At 52.6% G+C, this 19,468-nt stretch carries 16 protein-coding genes; 5 read left to right on the forward strand and 11 right to left on the reverse strand.

The window, feature by feature from the left end; genetic code table 11:
• Positions 1-219: 219 nt before the first annotated feature.
• From HCH_RS24890 to HCH_RS32720, 4 genes are all read left to right on the forward strand, one after another.
• Entirely contained in the window at positions 220-1,923 is a 1,704-nt protein-coding gene (locus tag HCH_RS24890; protein ID WP_011399266.1) for a molecular chaperone HscC, read from the forward strand.
• On the forward strand, positions 1,920-2,735 hold the full coding sequence (locus HCH_RS24895) for a molecular chaperone DnaJ (RefSeq protein WP_011399267.1): 816 nt from the start codon (positions 1,920-1,922) through the stop codon (positions 2,733-2,735). The genes HCH_RS24890 and HCH_RS24895 overlap by 4 nt, the downstream gene beginning before the upstream one ends.
• Positions 2,736-3,022: 287 nt before the next feature.
• Positions 3,023-5,158 (forward strand): RCC1 domain-containing protein, encoded by a 2,136-nt coding sequence (locus tag HCH_RS24900; RefSeq protein WP_011399268.1) that lies wholly within the window; start codon positions 3,023-3,025, stop codon positions 5,156-5,158.
• A gap of 87 nt (positions 5,159-5,245) precedes the next feature.
• Positions 5,246-7,333 (forward strand): AbfB domain-containing protein, encoded by a 2,088-nt coding sequence (locus tag HCH_RS32720; RefSeq protein ID WP_202945272.1) that lies wholly within the window; start codon positions 5,246-5,248, stop codon positions 7,331-7,333.
• 76 nt (positions 7,334-7,409) lie between these two features.
• Here the strand turns inward: HCH_RS32720 and HCH_RS24910 are convergent, their stop codons facing one another.
• The 10 genes from HCH_RS24910 to HCH_RS24955 form a co-directional block, all read right to left on the reverse strand.
• Entirely contained in the window at positions 7,410-8,480 is a 1,071-nt protein-coding gene (locus HCH_RS24910; RefSeq protein WP_011399270.1) for an ABC transporter substrate-binding protein, read from the reverse strand.
• Between the two features lie 189 nt (positions 8,481-8,669).
• Complete coding sequence (locus tag HCH_RS24915; RefSeq protein ID WP_011399271.1) at positions 8,670-9,275, reverse strand: response regulator transcription factor; 606 nt, start codon at positions 9,273-9,275, stop codon at positions 8,670-8,672.
• A 202-nt stretch (positions 9,276-9,477) separates the two neighbouring features.
• A complete protein-coding gene (locus HCH_RS32725; RefSeq protein WP_011399273.1) occupies positions 9,478-11,880 on the reverse strand; it encodes an ATP-binding protein in 2,403 nt (800 codons plus the stop codon).
• A gap of 381 nt (positions 11,881-12,261) precedes the next feature.
• Positions 12,262-13,374, reverse strand: a complete 1,113-nt coding sequence (locus HCH_RS24925; protein ID WP_011399275.1) for a hypothetical protein — start codon at positions 13,372-13,374, stop codon at positions 12,262-12,264.
• Between the two features lie 29 nt (positions 13,375-13,403).
• Positions 13,404-13,709: a transcriptional regulator gene (locus tag HCH_RS24930; RefSeq protein WP_011399276.1), complete on the reverse strand. Its 306-nt coding sequence runs from the start codon at positions 13,707-13,709 to the stop codon at positions 13,404-13,406.
• A 112-nt stretch (positions 13,710-13,821) separates the two neighbouring features.
• Positions 13,822-14,289: a hypothetical protein gene (locus HCH_RS24935; protein ID WP_011399277.1), complete on the reverse strand. Its 468-nt coding sequence runs from the start codon at positions 14,287-14,289 to the stop codon at positions 13,822-13,824.
• Between the two features lie 47 nt (positions 14,290-14,336).
• The gene (locus HCH_RS24940) at positions 14,337-15,185 is read right to left on the reverse strand and encodes a hypothetical protein (RefSeq protein WP_148212657.1); all 849 of its coding nucleotides are present in this window, start codon (positions 15,183-15,185) and stop codon (positions 14,337-14,339) included.
• Positions 15,186-15,403: 218 nt separating this feature from the next.
• A complete protein-coding gene (locus HCH_RS24945) occupies positions 15,404-15,754 on the reverse strand; it encodes a hypothetical protein (RefSeq protein WP_041598915.1) in 351 nt (116 codons plus the stop codon).
• 18 nt (positions 15,755-15,772) lie between these two features.
• A complete protein-coding gene (locus tag HCH_RS24950; protein WP_011399281.1) occupies positions 15,773-16,132 on the reverse strand; it encodes a DUF6559 family protein in 360 nt (119 codons plus the stop codon).
• Positions 16,133-16,243: 111 nt separating this feature from the next.
• Entirely contained in the window at positions 16,244-16,684 is a 441-nt protein-coding gene (locus HCH_RS24955) for a type II toxin-antitoxin system RatA family toxin (RefSeq protein ID WP_083769822.1), read from the reverse strand.
• A gap of 270 nt (positions 16,685-16,954) precedes the next feature.
• Here HCH_RS24955 and HCH_RS24960 point away from each other — a divergent pair, with 270 nt between their 5' ends.
• Complete coding sequence (locus HCH_RS24960; RefSeq protein WP_011399283.1) at positions 16,955-17,860, forward strand: alpha/beta fold hydrolase; 906 nt, start codon at positions 16,955-16,957, stop codon at positions 17,858-17,860.
• 42 nt (positions 17,861-17,902) lie between these two features.
• Here HCH_RS24960 and pap read toward each other — a convergent pair whose 3' ends face one another.
• Complete coding sequence (gene pap / locus HCH_RS24965) at positions 17,903-19,402, reverse strand: polyphosphate:AMP phosphotransferase (RefSeq protein WP_011399284.1); 1,500 nt, start codon at positions 19,400-19,402, stop codon at positions 17,903-17,905.
• Positions 19,403-19,468 lie beyond the last annotated feature (66 nt).

Here is a 19,468-nt window from a genome sequence, read left to right on the forward strand (position 1 = left end):
TTTCAGGCTTCCCCTGATTTCCAGTCTACGACTGCGCCCCATGCATGGACATCCCGCGTTATGGGTAAACGTTGGTTTAGTCACAGCCTGATGGCGCAGCTACTGGTGACTTGCCGGTTTTGTGCGACATAACGTTATTTACTGCTTCCTGTTCAGAGAATGATCCGTAAAATAGCTGTCTTTTCATTCTTGCGCGCGAATAGAGGTTTTCAGAGCAGCATGAGTCTAATTGGAATAGATCTTGGCACCACCAACAGTCTTATCGCTCATTGGGGCGAGCAAGGCGTGGAAATCATCCCTAACCGACTGGGCGCACGCCTGACGCCTTCAGCAGTCAGCCTCGACGCCGACGGCGCCGTCATCGTCGGCCAGGCTGCGAAAGACCGCCTGGTCACTCACCCGGATTTGAGCGTCGCCTCTTTCAAACGCAGAATGGGAACCAACGCCGCCTACACCCTGGGTAAACAAAGCTTCCGTCCGGAAGAGCTCTCCGCGCTGGTGTTAAAACAACTTAAAGAAGACGCGGAAGCCTATTTGAACGCTCCCGTCACTGAAGCCGTCATCAGCGTTCCCGCCTACTTTAACGACAACCAGCGCTCCGCCACCAAGCGCGCGGCTGAACTGGCCGGCCTGAAAGTAGAGCGCCTGATCAACGAACCGACAGCGGCCGCCGTCGCCTACGGTCTGCATGACCGCGCGGAAGACTGCCATTATCTGATCATCGACCTTGGCGGCGGCACTTTTGACGTATCCGTTCTGGAGTTTTTCGACGGCGTCATGGAAGTGCACGCCTCCGCCGGGGACAACTATCTGGGCGGCGATGACTTTTCGGAAATGCTGGTCAACGACTTCTGTAAGACGCATAACCTCAATATCAAGAAGCTGAGCGGCCAGGAGGTTAATCGCATTGAGTCCGCCATGGACCGCATCAAGCACCGGCTAACCCGCGAGGAAGCCGCCGACGCCGTCATTCAGATCAACGGCAAAGAATTGAGTTACCGGATTACGCGCGCTCAGTTCGAAGATCTGGCGGCGCCGCTGCTGCATCGATTGAGAAAGCCTATCGAGCGCGCCCTGCGCGATTCCAAGTTGACGCCTTCCGACATCAACGAGGTGATTCTGGTGGGCGGCGCCACCCGCATGCCGGTGATCCGCAGTCTGGTGTCGCGTATTTTACGCCGCTTCCCCCTCAGTCATCTGAATCCTGATGAAGTGGTCTGTCATGGCGCCGCCGTCCAGGCTGCGCTGAAGAACAAGCATCAGGCGCTGGACGATGTGGTGCTGACGGACGTAGCGCCCTACACCCTGGGCATCAGCATCTCTATGGCGGTGGAGCGCGGTCAATATGAGAACGGCCACTTTCTGCCCATCATCGAGCGCAACTCAGTGGTGCCTATCAGCCGTATGGAAGTCGTCAATACGCTGCAGGATAAGCAGACCCAGTTGGAAGTTGAGATTTATCAGGGGGAAAGCCGCCTTGTTAAGAACAACATTCTACTCGGTAACCTGATGGTGAAAGTTCCGCCTAAAAAAGCGGGCGAAGAGGCGGTGCAGGTCAGATTCACTTACGACGTAAACGGCATTCTGGAAGTCCTGGTGAAGGTGATGTCTACAGGGGAAGAATATCGAGCCGTCATTGAAAACTCGCCCGGACAAATGTCGGAGAAAGAAATAGAGGCCAGCCTGGAAAAACTAGCTGCGTTGAAAGTCCATCCACGGGATCAGGCGCAGAATATCGCCCTGCTGGCGCGCGCGGAGCGTTTGTACGAAGAGTCTCTGGGCGACTTGCGCCACACCGTCGCGGACTTGGTGAGGCAATTTGAACGCGCGCTCGACACTCAGGACCATAAGCATGCGGAAGAGGCCCGCGAGCAACTGGAAAACATCCTCACCCGCATCGAAGAAGAGGTTAACCCGTTATGAACTGCTGGGCGGTTCTGGGCATAGAAGCCACACAGGACAAGAAAAGCATCAAGCGCGCCTACGCAAAGCTGCTCAAACAGATAGACGTTTCGCAGGAGCCGGATAAATTTCAGCAACTGCGCGAAGCCTATGACTATGCGCTCTATTATGCTGAAAGCGGCGCAGCGGACTTGCGAGCGACACCGGATATGGCGGCGAGTGACGCAGACGAGCGCCGCGCCGACATCCTTCGACAAACGACAGTGGAGGCGCCGGAGCTATCCTACACCACCGTCACCTCAGATAATTTACATACGGCCTCAGCGCAGCCATCGCCAATGTCGCCAGCCCAGGAAGCCGAACCGGAGTTCGACCCCTACCGTGAGGCGCACTTTATCATGGAGCGTGTGGCGGCGGTTTTCGATGACCCACAGGCGCGCAAAGATACGGCGCAATGGCGGGCGGCCTTGAGCGTCGACGCGATTGAAGACTTCGAAGTCCGCGACATTGTGCGCTACGACATGTTTGCCTTCGTCGTATCGAAGCTCGATGTCGGCGACTGGAACGCCATTTCCAAAAAGCCGATCACCAGGGATGTGATTCAATACTTGAATCATGTCTTCCACTGGACTGACTCGGAGCTCGAACTCTCTCAACACTTCGAGCCTCAGGAGATCAACATGGTGATGTACGAAATACACGGTTTCAAAGGTCTGGCGCTGGACAGACAATCCGATGTTGAAAAGCCGCCCCGCCCGATTTGGATGCAGGTTCTCGGCTGGCTGGTCGTCATCAGCTGCTTCACTTCCATTTTCAGCATGTTCACCAAGTAAACCACCATTCCTATGCGCGCTGCCGTCCGCAAGCAACGCCGACGGCGCGTGTATACGCCTCGGCGACACTCACCGACAAGCGTTGAACACGACGCCTTTCGCGCCCGGAAAACCCGGCATACATCCCAGCGTCAATGCATCCTACAACTGTAGGATTATCACGCCGGCGCATGTCAACGAGAATAGTTTCACCTTCGCCTTCATGCAGCGATTGGCGTACGTGAAATAAGCGAAGGGGATAGGACATCCGACAGGAAATTATTCAATATGGAAATAGGGCATATATCATGAATAATAAAACTTTGATCAAGGCATTGACCCTCTCGCTTCCGGCGCTTATCAGCCCCGATGTATTCGGCTTGACCCATTGCGCCAGCGACTTTCAGTTCTCCAAGGATCACAACCTTCCAGATAATGTGGTTTCCCTTCAAATCAGCGCCTCCGAGTTTAGCGCTCTGGCTTCCAAAGACGCGAGAGGCGCGGTGCTTTCAGATATCAACAATAAAGTCTACGAGTGCTTTCAAGACCGTTTTCACTTTATCAATGTAATCAGAAACCTGGATCGAAATGTAAGTGATGGGGCCAATCAGACCAACTACCATCGGCTTGGCGATTCGAACTCTCAACTCGCAACTATTTTTTACCCTAATCGCAGCAACATCGCTTATGGCGCCAGCCTCCATGAAATCGGACATACTTGGTCTAACCGCATAGTTGAAGCCAACGATCTGCAAGGCAAATCCGTAGGCGGGCACTGGGGACTCTCAGACGCTAATGGCGCAGTTGGCGGTTTCGACCCGGACAAACTCACATTCTCATCAGGCGTATATCGCTATGCCGGCTCCAGCATAAACACCCAGTGGGGAACTAACGCCATTCCTTACTCTGAACTTGAGCTTTACATGATGGGCATATCGGAAAAAACCGCCATCGCGCCTCTCAATGTCTACAGAAATCCCCGTGATGTCTCTGTTGGCGCCGACGCCATCACCTTCAAGGCCGACAAGCACGTTTACTCTGTCGAGGACATTGAAGAGTTGGCGTTCAGCAACGTCAATGGATTTACAGGATCAAGCGCCAATACATCGTTCAGGTCCATTCATATCGTCGCCACCACCAGCCCACTGACTCAATCAGAATGGGAAGAAGTCAGCACTCAGGTAAGCTGGTTCACTCATCCCGGGGATGACGGCATATTCGCCGATCAACTGGGTGATAGCGCAGTTGAAAGACTCCATAACTTTTGGGAAGCCACCAAAGGAAAAGGGAGAATTAACGCAGGCGACTTAACGGGTTTTCTGCTTGGCCCGGGTGAGACCAACCTTCCTCGAACGTCTCGCAAACCTGTCAATGTATGCTGGACAGGGAACACGAGTGAATATGACGCCTACATCAATGAATCCCTGAGCGAGTTAAATCAAAACTACAACCAGAGATACGGTTTCAAGCTGGGCTGCGGTCTTGACGGCGACTCATTCGGAGTACTGGAAATCAATGCTGGAGCTTCATTTCAGATATCCCAGGCCACCATGGATAAGGTCAGCATCAACACCAACACAACTAACCCTGGCTGCACTCAAAAATGTTACAAAAATCAGGTGAAAGAACTCATTTTTAAAGGCCTTGCACTTATAGGTTTACTTAAAAATGAAGCGCCTGAAAAAGTAGCCGCCAAGCACTACCACAGTTGCCAGTTAAAAGACGACAACTCTGTTGTGTGCTGGGGAAGCAACTCATTCGGCGGAGCGGATGCGCCTTCAGAGCGCTTCAAGCAGGTGACCGTCGGTAACTTTCACTCTTGCGGAATTAAGTTAAATAACGAAGTGCAATGCTGGGGGTATAACGGTAACGGCCAAACTCAGCCTACTCAGGACGCTTATAAACAAATTACAGGCGGCGACTACGCGACTTGCGGCATTAATAACGATAACGAGACTGTTTGCTGGGGAAGACTAAGTTACCTGCCGCCGCAGAAAACCAAGGTGAAGCAGCTAAAACTGGGCTCTTATCATAGTTGCGCCATTATGTTAGATGACTCTATTCAGTGCTGGGGAAGCAACTCAAGCGGTTCCGCAACGCCACCTGCCGGTAAGTTCTCCAAGCTCAGTACAAACTACTCTCAGAACTGCGCAGTAAGCTTTGAAGGGATAGTCAAATGCTGGGGGCAGAACAATTACGGCCAGACTAACGCCCCAGCCGGAAACTTCGTCGACGTCACCATGGGTTGGGGACACGCATGCGCACTTCGCGCCGACGGCTCCATCAATTGCTGGGGCTTAAATGAACACGGCCAGGCAACGCCGCCAAACCAGAGGTTCGCGGAAATTCATGCGGGCATGCGACACACCTGCGGCGTAACGTCTGAAAACACAGTCCAATGCTGGGGCAGAAATGCTGATGGAGAGACTGACGTTCCGCTTTAGCGCATAAACACCCTCTCACTCAAAAAAGAAGATCAGTTATAGATACGACTGATCTTCTCAAAACAATCCACAATGGAGAACACGAAGTTGCAACTAATACGGAACATTAGCCTGCTTATTGTCGGCGCCACTATCGCTTCGGGATCGATGGCGGCGGAGTTAGGCGATGAAGTGAAACTGGTGGATATCACCAACCAGAACGTTTTCAGGCACAGTGGTTATTGGCTGTGGCAAAATCCTTTGCCGGTCGGCGCCAGCGAATTGGATATTCAGGACGCCACGTTTGTCTTGAGAGCAGGCTTGGCGGAGGAGAGCAACTGCTACTCGTTTGAGTCAAAAAACTATCCTAAACACTTTATCCGCCACACTGGATCAAGGCTGCGCATCGCAGAGAACGATAATTCAGACCTATTCAAAGACGATGCGACATTCTGCTTTGGTTCTGACCAAACGCTTAACTCGTTTAATTATCCCAACAGCAAGTTGACGGTAAACAGCAATAACGAAGTATGGATCTCCGGCGACTACAGCCACAGCACGTTATTGCGACTGCGGGAAAACAGAGAATCGCAAGCCTGTTGGAACGGCGTGACCGGTCAGTTCAACCATGTATCGGGCAATAACGCCCTGCACTTGGCCTGCCAGGCCCAATTTGGCGCAGGCTCCGCAATGACGGCCGCCGGCGCCGCCAGCTACGTCTGCGTCACGCCGGGAGGCGCAACACAGTCGATCAGCTACAAGCCTTGCTCTTCTTCCTTGTCCGACTTTCTCCTGAAAGCGGGATGGCGCACCTACCCATATCTGGATGACATGTCCGAAGGCGACAAGCGCAATACCTTGATCGTGGAGCTGTACAGTCGCAGCGCCGACGATATCGCCAGCCTGCCACAGCGCAGCGACGAGGACCTCATCGCACGTGGGGAAACATATTTGTCCCTGTTAAACAGAGTGGGCTACGGAGAGAAAACAAGAATTGAGCAGCTCTCCACCGATCAACAGTATCAGGAGCTAAACAGCGACAAGGCCGACTATCTCGCACAACATCTGCCGGTGGCGAGAGTATCGCAACTTCCCCTGGCGCAACGTCAGGCGCTGATTCACGATAACCTGCCGATCTGGATACTGCATGGTTCTGAGGATTATTATCCAAAGCCCTTTCAGCAGTATTTATCCGCGGACGTGAAGTTTGGCCGCGCTGAAGGCGCTTATTACAACCTGCGCGCATGGGTGGATAAACGTCATCACGACAAAAACGGTTCCCAAAACTCAGTTAGACCCAGTGAAAATAAAATAACGCCCAGCATTTTCGTAGATCGGATGGGAGATCGAAGCGACGTCAATGTCTCCGCCATGGCGCCTCAGGCTGCGCCTACGTACGCCACCTACTTCGAAACCCAAAGCGGAGAAGTCTGGATCAGATATTTCCTGTTCGCAGGCTACAATGACACCTCCGCCACCAATCCAGGCAGCGTCATCGCAGGCAATCATTTTGCGGACTGGGTGCACGTTTCCGTCAAGTTGACCAATCAGGGCGGGCAATATCTTCCAGCTGAGTACTATTTCTCTGCGCACGCAGGCGGCGAGCGGTTCGCAGCGAATGATGGGCGGCTGACCTTCTACAACGCCAACCTGAACTCTGGCTCACCATCACTGACGGAAGTGGGCTTTGACGCGGCGACTCAGACCGGACAGCACCACGTCGGCGTCTATCTCGCACTGGGAACCCACGAGGCTTACGCGCAGGCGGGAAATCACAGCTTCCTGGACGGAGCCAGCACTTTCTGGGATATCACGCAGTTCGGCTCCCTGGTGATTCCATTCGCCGATACGTTGCCCAATAACTCAAGGTACTCCTATCACCCCTACCCGACCTGGGATATGGGCAGCCCGATGAACAATCCATACTTCCAGTCTCACTCAATGACGCCGGAGCAAGCTCAGGTGCATTGGCTGCAAAAGGTTCCTGAAGTCATCTTCGGATCAAGCGACCCCAATCACCAGGATAGCTTTATGCAGATATTCACGACGAAGTACAAAGCGAATGAAAGCGAGAGCAGCCGCAGAGCCATTCAAAACTGCGGACAGGACGACGGGTTGTTTGAAAATAACGAAAACTTCACAGCTAAGAATCCGATCGCGAAGATTTTTGAATGGGGCGGTAATTTCAACAACTAAGACGTTTTCATAACTCCTTGTTCGCCATTAGCTCCTGAGCCAGCCTTGCAGTGGAGCTAATTGGCGTTTTTTTGGACTACCTTTTCTTCTCCAGCGATGCGACTTCTTGCGTCCAGCGGTCCAACAGGCGCTGTCGGTTTATCCCCGCCCACTCGAAATCCAACGGCAGCAGTGTTACATCCTGCAATTTAATTTGTTGGTTTTGCTCTTTATACAGCTTGCTGTATGTAGGTATGCGATCGCTGCCCGCGTTTTTTATTAACGACTGACCTTCCCAGGAGAGCGCAAAATCGATAAACGCCTGCGCCTTCTGCACATCCTGGCCATCGTGCTTGATGATACTCAACCCGCCAATTTCATACCCTACGCCTTCAGGAGGGACGATAAACGCCACATCGCCGTCCTCGATGGAGTTCACGACCTCATGGTAAAAAGTAATGACAATGCCGATCTGTCCCGTCGAAACGCGATAAGTCTGGCCTTTGCCGTAATACTCCACGTTCTGATGCAATGCTTTGAAGTAATCGAAGGCGGCGTCTTCACCCATCAACGCGATCATGCTGATCAGGGTGGTAAAAGCCGTACCTGAAACCAGAGGGCTTTTCATACCGATCATGTCGCGATACACAGGGTCTGCAAGATCCTTCCATGTCTTGGGAACCGGCGCGCCCCTCTCCTGCAGAAACGGCTTACTCACGACAATTCCCAGAATGCCGCCATACAATCCATTCACCGTTCCCTCCATAAAAGGGCCGCCCAGCAATGGCTCCAGTTTCGTCGTCTGCGGCGAGACATAGGGGACCAAATATCCTTCCGCGCCAGCCTGAATATGCGAGCCCAGACTGCCGCCGAACCAGATATCGCCATTACCGGAACGCCGCTCATACTGCAGTCTGGCCATCGCCGCGCCGCTGCCGCGCATCTCAATGATTTCCACGGGTATCCCCGTTTTTCGGGTGAACGCATAACTCACCACATTCGGGTATTCCGACAGCACGCTATATAAAATCAGAGGCTTAGTCGCCGGACCGGTCTGACTTGCAGCTTCAGCAGGAAGATCAGCGCCTTGTGCAAATGACAGCGGCGCGAGTAAAACAGTGAGGGAAAGCAGTCGCCGAAAATGGCGACATCGGTTGGCGAAATCCATTGCATGACCACGTGTATCGACAGTCGAAACTCAACGCTTCCAGTGAGGTTCCGGAAACAACATCCGCCGCTTTCTGTAATACGAATCAGACAGTTAAGTGCGCGCAACAGAAAGAAATACGGGTATGGAAGGGTAAGGCGCCGGGAAACAGGTTGTCAAAAGAGGAGAAGTGAAAAGGCCAAGCGGTTCTCAGTCGATAATGATGCCGCGCTTTTTCGCCGCCATTACCGCCTGCGTGCGGTTCTCCACGCCCAGGTGATCAATAATGTCGGAAACATACTGTCGAACGGTAATATCGGAAATGCCCAGGTTCTTGGCGATTTCTTTATTTGATAGTCCCTGAGTCAAATACTCCAGGGTTTCGAGATGGCGCGGCGAAAACGACGGCAGTTGATCATGACATTGCGTCACTGTCACCAGCTCACCGCGCAGTATCGCCAATAAGCCTTCCTGCATTTCATGCTTTTTGGCGGATTTGGCGATAAATCCATTCACGCCCAGCGCCATCACGTTCTGCACGTTAGGTCCCATTTCCAACGCTGACACCACCACGATAGGCAACAGCGGATATGCGCTGCGCAACTGCTTCACGCCATCTAGGCGTTGCGTGCCGGGCAGCTGGATATCCAGAATCAACAGAGACAGATCCGGGTGCAATATGAGCTGCTCGCTCGCCGTATAAAAGTCAGACGCCTCCACGATCTTAGCGTCCGGAAAAATCTCCATAACCAAGTGCCGCAGGCCGTCTCGATACAAGTCATGATCTTCGGCGATGAGTATTTTTGAAGCCATCATCAGGAAAGCTCTCGATAGTCCTTTGAATTAGACCAAACATGTAGTCGCCCAGCTGATACCCCCAGCCGGAGTAATGCGCGCAGCCTAGTCAAAACCCCTCTTGGTTCCAATCCTGCAAATGTAGGATATCCCAACGTTGGAAGAGGAATCGGCGGATCATCGACGACATTTCTTATCTCTAATGAGTTCATTGACGCGGCGCTCATACCGTTTCGGACTGCCGCTGGTTTTGCGCATGCATCAACAAGGAACGCAACTGCGCTGGCGCGACAGGTTTGTATAGCATCAGCAATCCCATCTTCGCCGCTTCCTGCATGCGCGCCACGGATGTGTCTCCCGTTATCAAAGCCGGCGTAAACGGCGTTTGCAGCCGCTGCGACATGAGTTCAATGGCGTCCACGCCATTTTCGCCGTTCGCCAGTTCTACGTCCGCCAACAGCAGGTCCGGCGCAGAGGAAAGCTCATCCAGTTTATCGCTTAGCTCCACCAGACTGCGGGCCATCACAACATCACAGCCCCACCCCGTCAGCAGCGCTTCCATCGCTTGTAAAATCTCCTGGTCATCGTCCAGAACGACCACCAACTGTCGCGCCGGAACGCCGGACGCTTCCGCTTGGTATTCCATAAACGCAGCCTCAGGTTTGGCGACTACAGGCGCCTCAAGGGTAAAGATTGACCCCTTGCCGGACTCCGAGCGTAGCCCCAGTGGCAGGCCCAGCAGCTTTGCGGTTTTTTCTACGATCGATAACCCCAACCCCAGGCCATCGCTGCGTTTATCCAACTGTACAAAGGCTTTGAAAACTTCCTGTTGCTGCTCCCGCGTCATTCCGACGCCATTGTCGCATACCTGAATAGACAGTCTGTCTCCCCTGCGCCTGCATCCCAAGAGCACCTTACCGCCTTCGGCATAACGCAGTGCATTGGTAAGCAGGTTGCGCAGCATGCGCTCCAGCAGCAGCGAGTCCGTATGGATATAGGCGCCGCAGTGCGCGACCCGTAGCTTGACACCCTGGGCTTTCGCCTGCGCCCGATACTCGCCCTCCAATGTATTGAGCAGAGTATCCACGCAAAACGTCTCTTTATTCACCGTCACAGCGCAGGCTTCAAGACGAGCCATATCCATCAGGGCGTTAAACAGTTTGGTCAGGGAGTCGTGAGAGGACTTGAGTCTACGCATATGCTTGGCGCCGGTGGCGTCCTCCACATAAGGCTCCAACGCTGAGATAAACAACCCCATAGCGTGTAAGGGCTGACGCAGATCGTGGCTGGCGGCGGCGAGAAAGCGCGACTTCGCCTGATTGGACGCCTCCTCCGACAGCATCGCTTCCCGCATGGCGTAAAAATAGCGCTCTATGCGACGGATTTCATCCTGATGCTCGACGGCGTCTTGCCTCGCGCCCTGCTGCTCCAATAATTCGTCTCCCAGTAACGTCAGCTGCTTTATCGGTTCGGTGATCACGCCGGAGTAGTGCCAGGCGACCGCGCCAATGATCAATACCACACTGATGACGATAGCCAGCCCAATGCCCAGCGTGGCGTACATCTCATTGAATATAGGTTTGCTGGGTATCTCCGTCACCAGCGCCCAGATTTCGCCATATACGTCAACCGGCGAGGAGACAGCCAGCACTTGCGCATCGTCATAGGACGGATACGCCTGTCGCGCGCTCAGTCCCGCCAAGGCCGACTCAACGGCCAGGTTATCAATACTGGCCGGGCGCTCGCTCACCCGCGTCAAGGTAGAGTGCAACCGGTGATCCGGCGCAACCAGATAGGTTTCGCTGAGACCAGCCAGGTGCGAGAACCCGCCAAGCAGGCGGCACACACTTTCGTTGCTGTACTGCATCACCACAACGCCGACCAGCACGCCGAATTCAAACAAGGGCTTGGCGACATAATTCACGAAGTGGTCACGGCCTGGATAGGGATAAAAGCCGGTAAACACGCTGTCAGTGGTCAGTGTCTCGGTATGAGCGGCCACTTTCTCAAACATGCTCGCCAAACCGGCGTCAGCGCCAGATGAGTACCTCCCCGATTTAAGATCTTCACCGAAATAGACGCCTTTATTCACCGAGTAGACCACCCGGCCGCGTCGCTCGATCAGGTACATATCGTCAATGCCGAAACGTTCGCTGAACGAACGCAGCCGGGTATGAAAGTCGGCGTGGATATTATCGTAGTAGGCACGGCGAATAAGGTTGTTTTCAGAACGGGATGACGCCAGCGCACCAGTATGACCAGAAAACAGAGACTGAAGGCTCTCTGCGCGTTCATTGTCCAGTTTGGTCAAATGCATCGCGCCAATACTGAACTCTTTCAGGTAATGCAGCGCAGGCGTGTTATTTTCGGACATAGCATAGCTGGAGACTTCCCCCACAAACACCTGGGCGGTCGCCAAGCGTTCTTTAAACAGCTCCGCCACCTGGTTACGCTTAACGTCTTGAACTGACGCCAAGTGCTCGTACCCCTGCGCCGTCATACTTTCCGAGAAGGTAAACGCCAGGATCGCCGCAAATAACAACAACGGCAGCACACTCAGGCTAAGGCAGAGGATAAGCTTGCTGCGTACGCTCAGGTTCCGCCGAGCAATCAAAGGAAACGCCATCCCAAGCCTACAGCGCCTTGCGCTCCAGACTGGCGCGCGGGATCAGGACTACGGACAAGGGGCGACATCTCTGTACAGATGAAATGAATGGCGTCTCTCAACATCTTAAAACTAATCCATTGTAGTGGTGCGCGCGGTTCCTGCGCTGTTCGACGCAACCAGGATCGACAATCAGGCAGACTGTCAGACCATAGCGCCTATCGAATTGATCTTAATCGTTTTTTCTCGCCTCCGGCAATATATTAATCAGGCAGCCAAATAGCTTCCTTCTATTTGGCTGCAACGCCAGGGCCTGCACAGGTCAGGCCCTGTCTCCCGCGGCTAGCCGCCGCGCAGGCGCATCCATGCGCCTTATTATTAACATGCCAATGGTGTGAACGGTTATGACAAGTACGCTTTATAATTTTGCAGATAGAACGTCGTGATGCAGGAATCCGATACGGGAAAGCGCTCCGCATTCAACGTATACAGGACATCCGCTATAAGAGAAGGCGCGATGGACATGGTGTGGCCGGTGCTGCGGTAGGGTTCCGCACAAATCAGGGAAAGCAATCCTAGCAGACGCTGTTCTGTCGCCTGGCGAGGGACAGGGTTAGCGAAAAAGAGGCCACAGATAGCGGACAGGAACGCGCCCTCTTTTTCAAACAAATTGATGAAGTAGGGTTCGTCCTGATTCTTGCTTTTGTTTTTCACCTCGGCCAGTAGATCGCTGATCACGCCGATTAGTGCGTCATCTATCTGCGGTCGGGCGTCCGCCAGCGCACTTTCATATTTGCAAACCAGATCGGCATGCAAAATCGCTCGATCTGAACCGGTATAAAGGTAGTGGTCGGTAATTTTTCGCAACAACGCATCTAGGTCCGATAGATCCTGCTCTTCCGTCGTGACAACTTGTGAAGGCGGGAACACTTTATCAAATAAATCATCAGCGATGGTTTGTTTGGCCAAAGCCACACTCTGCGCTTCGTCCAGATCCCAACTTGCCGCGACAAACGCCACGAAGTCATCAACCGTGTTCATCGTACGCAACTCTGCGCTTACTTCTTTCAGAACTTCGACGTGCGCCTCAAGGTAGAGATCAGGCAGGAGCGTGAGAAGACGCTCGGCGGTTTCCCGCTCATCCGTTCCTGCATCCGCGTCTTCCGACACATCAAAATAGTCACGACAGAGTTCGTTAAACAATGCGCTGAATTCTCCCAGCTCATCATTGCCTTCCGCCCGAATGGAAAAGTCGTCCACATTGAATTTGCGTCCGCTAAAACCCAGTAAATCTGCGGCGGAGTGACTCTCACTTTCGGTAAAGGACTGATAGCCAGCCAGATTATTTACGCCAACCACACAGTAATAGTGATGTATGCGCACATCGATAATGAACGCGTAGATATTTTCGTTATAGGGCGACTGCTTGATCTTTGCGATCAAGTCCAGCAAATACCCGCGCAGCGCCTGCCGATAGCTTTGTATTGTTTCGCGCAACGTCTGTTCGCTTTGCATGAGTCGCCTCCAAAAGTTTCATCTATGCCCTATCGGGACTTTGCGGAGAATACCGGTTCGTCAATAAACGTGCCTTTGCACTGGGGGCATTTGCCCGGCTTTTTGACTCGGGAACGGTCTTCGAATACGTAGTCGCACTTGCCGCAGCGGGCGGGTTCAATCTTCAGAGATCCCGTCTTCTGCAAGTGCTCCAGGTGATCGTAAATTTCCTTTTCGGATTTTCCTACCAGCTTTGATAATGAGCCGACGGTAAAAGCGCCGCCCTGCAATACCGACAACAGCTCTTGTCTGACGGTTTCCTTGCGCTCCTGGGGGATAGGCGTTTTTGTTTTCATTTGTCCCACTTACTCTTTAGCAAAATAAATGCGCCGGAAATAAGGCGCATTATCCTTTCATATACAGGGTAGCCCGACCGGCTTAAAAGAATAATCCAGGTTAGAGACGCCGCTACTTGGCCTTACCGGCTTCCAATATCGGCAGCCCGGCTTCAGTGGGAATATAAATCCGCTCACCATTCCCGTCCTGCAAGCCTTTAATCCAGACGTAGCGCAGATAGGCTTCATTGTCTTTCAGTGACGCGCCGATGATTTTGTTGGCTTCAGCGGCGGCTTTGGCCCTTTCAATATCCGCCTGACCTTCGGCTTTGGCCCGTGCAATCATCGCCTTGCCTTCCGCTTCGGCCAACGTGACTTGAGCTTTCGCCTGCAAAAGCGACGCCTGTTCCTTGGCCTTGGCCTCTTCAATCAGGATTTTCTTGGTCCATTCCGCTTCCCGCAGCGCGGCTACGCCGTCAGCTTCCATTTTGTAGATTTTGTATTTTGGCCATCCCCATAGCGCCAGAAGAATGAACGCCACAAATGCGACAGCCAAAAATATCAGAGATCCTAACGCCAATGCTTGTCGGTTTTGATACATCTTAAAACTCAAGTTCAAAAAGATTTAGGCGCCATGTTAAACGGGGATCAGTCCTCGGCAAAATTATCCAGCGCCGCATATGTATAATACTTCGCGCCCTCACCGACGCCATCACCATCACTATCCACATTGACCCACACGCCGGCGCCGCCTGAATCGAACTCAATGGTCATGCTAGTGCCTTCAGCGCCACTTACCTTCAAAACGCCGTCTGTCGGCGCCGAACCAAGGATGCCTGTCACTTTTTCACTGGTCGTAACGCTAAAAGTATTGCCTTCAACCAAAGAGCCCGTCACATAATAAGACTGGGTATAGCTATACTCGCCATATTCCAGATCCATTTTCAAACTTAAGCCGCCAATAGAGACATCTTTGCTGGATGAAGCTTCTCTCAGGCTGACGCTTCCCCCCATATTCACATTGCCTCTTTCTCCGCCTCCATAAAGGTTTCCAGACGTGGACAACACACCGTTTATAAAAAAGTCTCCGTCGTCACTGCAGTTGTTGAAGCCGAACTTACCAGAAAATTTGACCGTATCGCCGCCATCATTGGAAGTGCCGGTGATATCGAGATTAAGCGCGCCGCTGGCGTCGCAGGCGATGGTTTCGTTAAACCTCTCCGTCGCATTAGCGGACCGCCCCGCCTCCAGTGCTTCAAAATATTTCTTTTGCTCAGGGATGGCGGACACTTCAGCAGCGTCATCAAAGCCGCTTTCAATGCCTCCAGTGAAATCGGAAGCCACAACAATGGCAGCCACCGCCGGCGCATTCTCGTCATTTATAACCAGAGTATTAGCCGGCTGACTACTACTGGAGCCACCGCCGCCTCCACCACCGCAACCAACCAAAGAAACGGAAAGCGTAAGAAGGCTACATGCCAAGGTTTGGATTTTCATATTGATATCTCTGGGTATTTTGGAATTCATCCACGTTGAAACGAAAGGGAGGTAAGAGATGGATAATTAACGACCAAATCTCACGTTCGGCATTCTAAACAAAAGTTAACTTGGCGGGCAAATTTTATAGTTTAACCCTATTCAGCATACATTCATGTAAGCACTCCCAGTGCCCGACCTCACACAACACCTTCAAGTTGAGTCCTGTTTTTTTTTGTTTAATAAAGGTAAACCGCCAGTCCAAGAAAAAATGAAAGCAGCTTCATCCCAAGAAACCCGAGATACTGCACGATACCGATGCCGCCTCGGGTTTTAATAAGGTAGTAAGGTAAAGTTACCGGCCACAAGAAAAATATGAAGGCGTGAAATTCAAATGGCGCTTTAAACAATTGTCTCTTTGGCTCCTTCGATACCCAAAGGGCGATTAAAGCTGCAAATACAAAACTCCATAACATATCTGTCGAGTTAGAAACATCGAAACCCTGCAGATTCAAATATGCCTGAAACAGCGCGTATAGAATGGATAAGGAAATCAGCAGCGCTAATATCATGTTGTGGATTTTTTTCATTACACTTTCCGCACGCCTTCAATCCGATCCGCCACAGGTGGGCGTTCCTCCCGGAGTATTCCCATTTGGAGAAAAACCTCTGATGTTGACTTTGAAGTCCAAATCGCCAGCGAAAAACCTGTCCGCAATCTCTTTACGCACCCTTTCGTATTCCAGCTCTGGAAAGTGCTCAGTAAAAACCGCCTCTATACTTTCCTGAACGGCAAACAGTGCGACAGCGTAATGGGCATACTTGTCAGACAAGCCATATTTGGAAATCGCTGTCGTAATCTGTCCATATGTATACTGAGGACCGCCGCCATAATCCTCACGCAACACGGATGGAAGCACCCGCAAATATTTATTCAGTGCGCGCGTCTTAAAAAAATTTCTTAACATATTGGTTCCTTGAAAAGGAGCACATCTTAATCGCCGCTCTGTCTAATCCGGACACAGAGAGGCTTTTGCTACAGTCCTAAGCAAGTTGCATCAATTGAACTCTTTCATCTATCACGGGAGTGTTTCAGCATACTGCTTAAGCGCGGACAGTCTGCGCTTGGCGCTACGGCCAAATATAAAATTAATCACTGGCGTCACAATAGGCCGCAACCATGACGGAGCGCCGATGATGTGATATTTGAACGTCACTTTACTGCTGTCGGGCGATATTTGCTGGAACGACCAGGAGCCTGCGAATTTTGCAAACGCCCAGGGACCCTTCACCATTTTTATAGCAACAACGGAGGGGCGTTTGTATGAAACATACTCCACCACCATGGAAAAGCCATTCTTCGCAACGATTTCAAGCTGCAATCCCTTTGCAGGCTGTGTCCCATTTATAAAGCGATAAGATTCTGGAAACGGGTCCCACGCCAGGCGTTTACTGTAATCCTGACTGAGATCAAACAGCATCTCGGGAGACGCCTTTATTTCCAAACTCCGCTCTATCATATTTCACCGCACAAGATTGATGCGTACAGCCCGCTGCTCACCCGTCGCGTCATCGCCTTCCCGGCAATTTTCCTCTGGCCGCAAGCAGCTGTCTCATTTAAAGTAGGAAAGCTTTCCATCATTCCGACAGACTTCCCGGCGACAAGGATTTTCCGCGAGGCGCGCAATTGTTCATCTGATGGATGAGCACCGTACGTATAACTATTAATCCTATAGCTTTCAAGAAGATTACTCCTTTAATCAGGCTAAAATCCGAAAAATGGAGCCGCCATGGACGATCAATGGATAAATAGAGAGGAATACCCTTTCGCATCGCACTATATTGAACTCGGACCAGGACGTATGCATTACGTCGACGAAGGTCAGGGCAAGCCTATTGTCATGCTGCATGGCAACCCCACCTGGTCCTTTCTGTATCGCAACATGATCAAAGGTTTGTCGGGACAGTTTCGCTGCATTGCCCCGGATCATCTCGGCTTTGGCCTATCCGACAAGCCCGGCGACTGGTCCTATCTGCCGCAAGACCACGCCAGGAATCTGGAAATCCTGATCAAGAAGCTGAACCTGCAGGACATTACACTGGTGGTGCAGGACTGGGGCGGGCCTATCGGCCTTTCCTACGCCCTGAACCACCCTCAAAACGTACGCCGCCTGGTGATTATGAACACCTGGATGTGGTCCGCTCATGGCGATGTCAAATACGAGACCTTCAGCACCTTGATGGGGGGACTGTTTGGACGCTTCATGATCAAGCGCTTCAATGTTTTCGTCAGTGTATTGCTCAAGCAGGCAGTGCAGAAAAAGCTGAGCGCGGATATCTACAGACACTACTCCGAGCCGCTGAAAAACCCTGCAGAGCGCAAAGGCTGCTGGGTGTTTCCCAAGCAGATCATCAAAGCGGACGAGTGGCTGGAAGAGCTCTGGGAAAAACGCGCCAACATCGCAGATATTCCAACTTTGCTCCTATGGGGCATGAAGGATTTCGCCTTTCAGGAAAGGGAACTGCGTACATGGATGCAGTTGCTCAACCATCACACCGCCGTCACTTTCGATGACGCCGGACATTTTCTGCCCGAAGACAAAGGCGTGGAAGTGTGTCCGCTCATCGCCGACTTTTTGCAGGACGCGGAGCCGACGTTTCAGCGTGAGGCCAGCGCGCCTGCGCCGGTGGTCTAGCATGGCATACGCAGAAACCGGAGGTCAGGGCGCTCGCCCTGGCTACCCGCGTTTTTCCTGCAACGCTCTCTCTAACCGATCACAGACAGCTTCCAGCACAGTCACACGCGCGTGTCGCTTGCTGTTGGCGGGAACCAGCGTCCAGGGCGCATAATCCGTACTGGTGCGCATGATCATCTCGTGAGCCGCCTGCTCATAGGCGGGCCACTTTTCCCGATTGCGCCAATCTTCGTCCGTAATTTTATAGCGCTTACGGGGCGTCGCTTTCCGTTCCTCAAAACGACTTAGCTGCTCTTCCTGATCGATATGCAGCCAGAACTTCAGCAAGACGTTACCGTGATTGCACAGCTGCTCTTCGAAATCATTAATCTCTGAATAAGCGCGGCGCCATTCGTCTATGCTGGCGTACCCTTCCACCCGCTCAACCAGCACCCGTCCATACCAGCTGCGGTCATAAATCGTGGCGCGTCCCGCCCGCGGCACATGTCGCCAGAAGCGCCACAGATAGTGGTGCGCTTTCTCCTCATCCGTCGGCGCCGCGATGGAGATCACTCTGGCGATACGCGCATCGATGGCCTCCATAATACGTCGTATAGCGCCGCCCTTACCCGCAGCATCCCATCCTTCGAACAACATCACCGTGGAAACGCCCTGGTGATAGGCGCGCCAACTCAGGCTGTTCAGCCGCGTCTGCGCCAGCTCCAATCGGGTTTCGTACTCCTCTCGCGAGAGCTCTGCGCTCAGATCGATCTGGTTCAAGACGGTTTCGGTCGGAAAATCGCCGGGAGGCTTTTTGGCGGAAGCGGACTTCGTGGACTCGACATCTTCTTTCTTCTCCGCCAGCCGATTTTCAAAGGCCTGTAAAATCGTTTTCGCCACCATGATATTGCGGAAGTAGTCGTCCTCGGACTCCACCACAATCCATGGCGCTTCAGGCTGATCGGTCAGGCGCACCGCGCGCTCAGCAGCCTTGATGTAATCGGAATAACGTTCATGTAAGGCTTTATCTAATTCCGACACCTGCCAGCGACCGTGTTTGTCCTTTTTCAGCTCTTTAAACTTGCTCTTTTGATACGCCTTGGAAGTGTGCAGCCAGAACTTTAAAATCAGTGCGCCATCTTGAGCCAGCATGCTTTCGAGGCGATTGATGCGCAGCATATGGCTGTCGAAATCAACCTTGCTCTGCTTTTCCAGGGTGCGTTTGATCAACTCCCCGGTATACCAGGAGCCGTAGAACAGGCCAAAGCTTCCACGGGCGGGAAAGGTGCGCCAGTAGCGCCAGAAGCGGGGCCGCTCCGCTTCCTCGTCCGTTTTCGGTCCGAACCCGGTGACTTCCAGGCCACGGGTGTCCAGCCATTGATTCAGCAGGTTGACCACCTCACCCTTGCATGTGTTGTCAACGCCTTCCAGCAATATGTAAACAGGCGCACCGGCATTAACCAGGGCGAACTGGGCGAACAACAGTTTGTCCCTGTAATACGAGGCCTGCTTTTTGTAGTCCTTCTTGTCCAGCTTACGCCCCAGCTCCACTGCTTCAAACATGCCCCAACCCTCTGATTCCAAAACTCTTTACGACGCATAGCGGCCATCGCCTCGTTGTCCTTTAAC

This window comes from Hahella chejuensis KCTC 2396, assembly GCF_000012985.1.
Lineage (GTDB): Bacteria > Pseudomonadota > Gammaproteobacteria > Pseudomonadales > Oleiphilaceae > Hahella > Hahella chejuensis.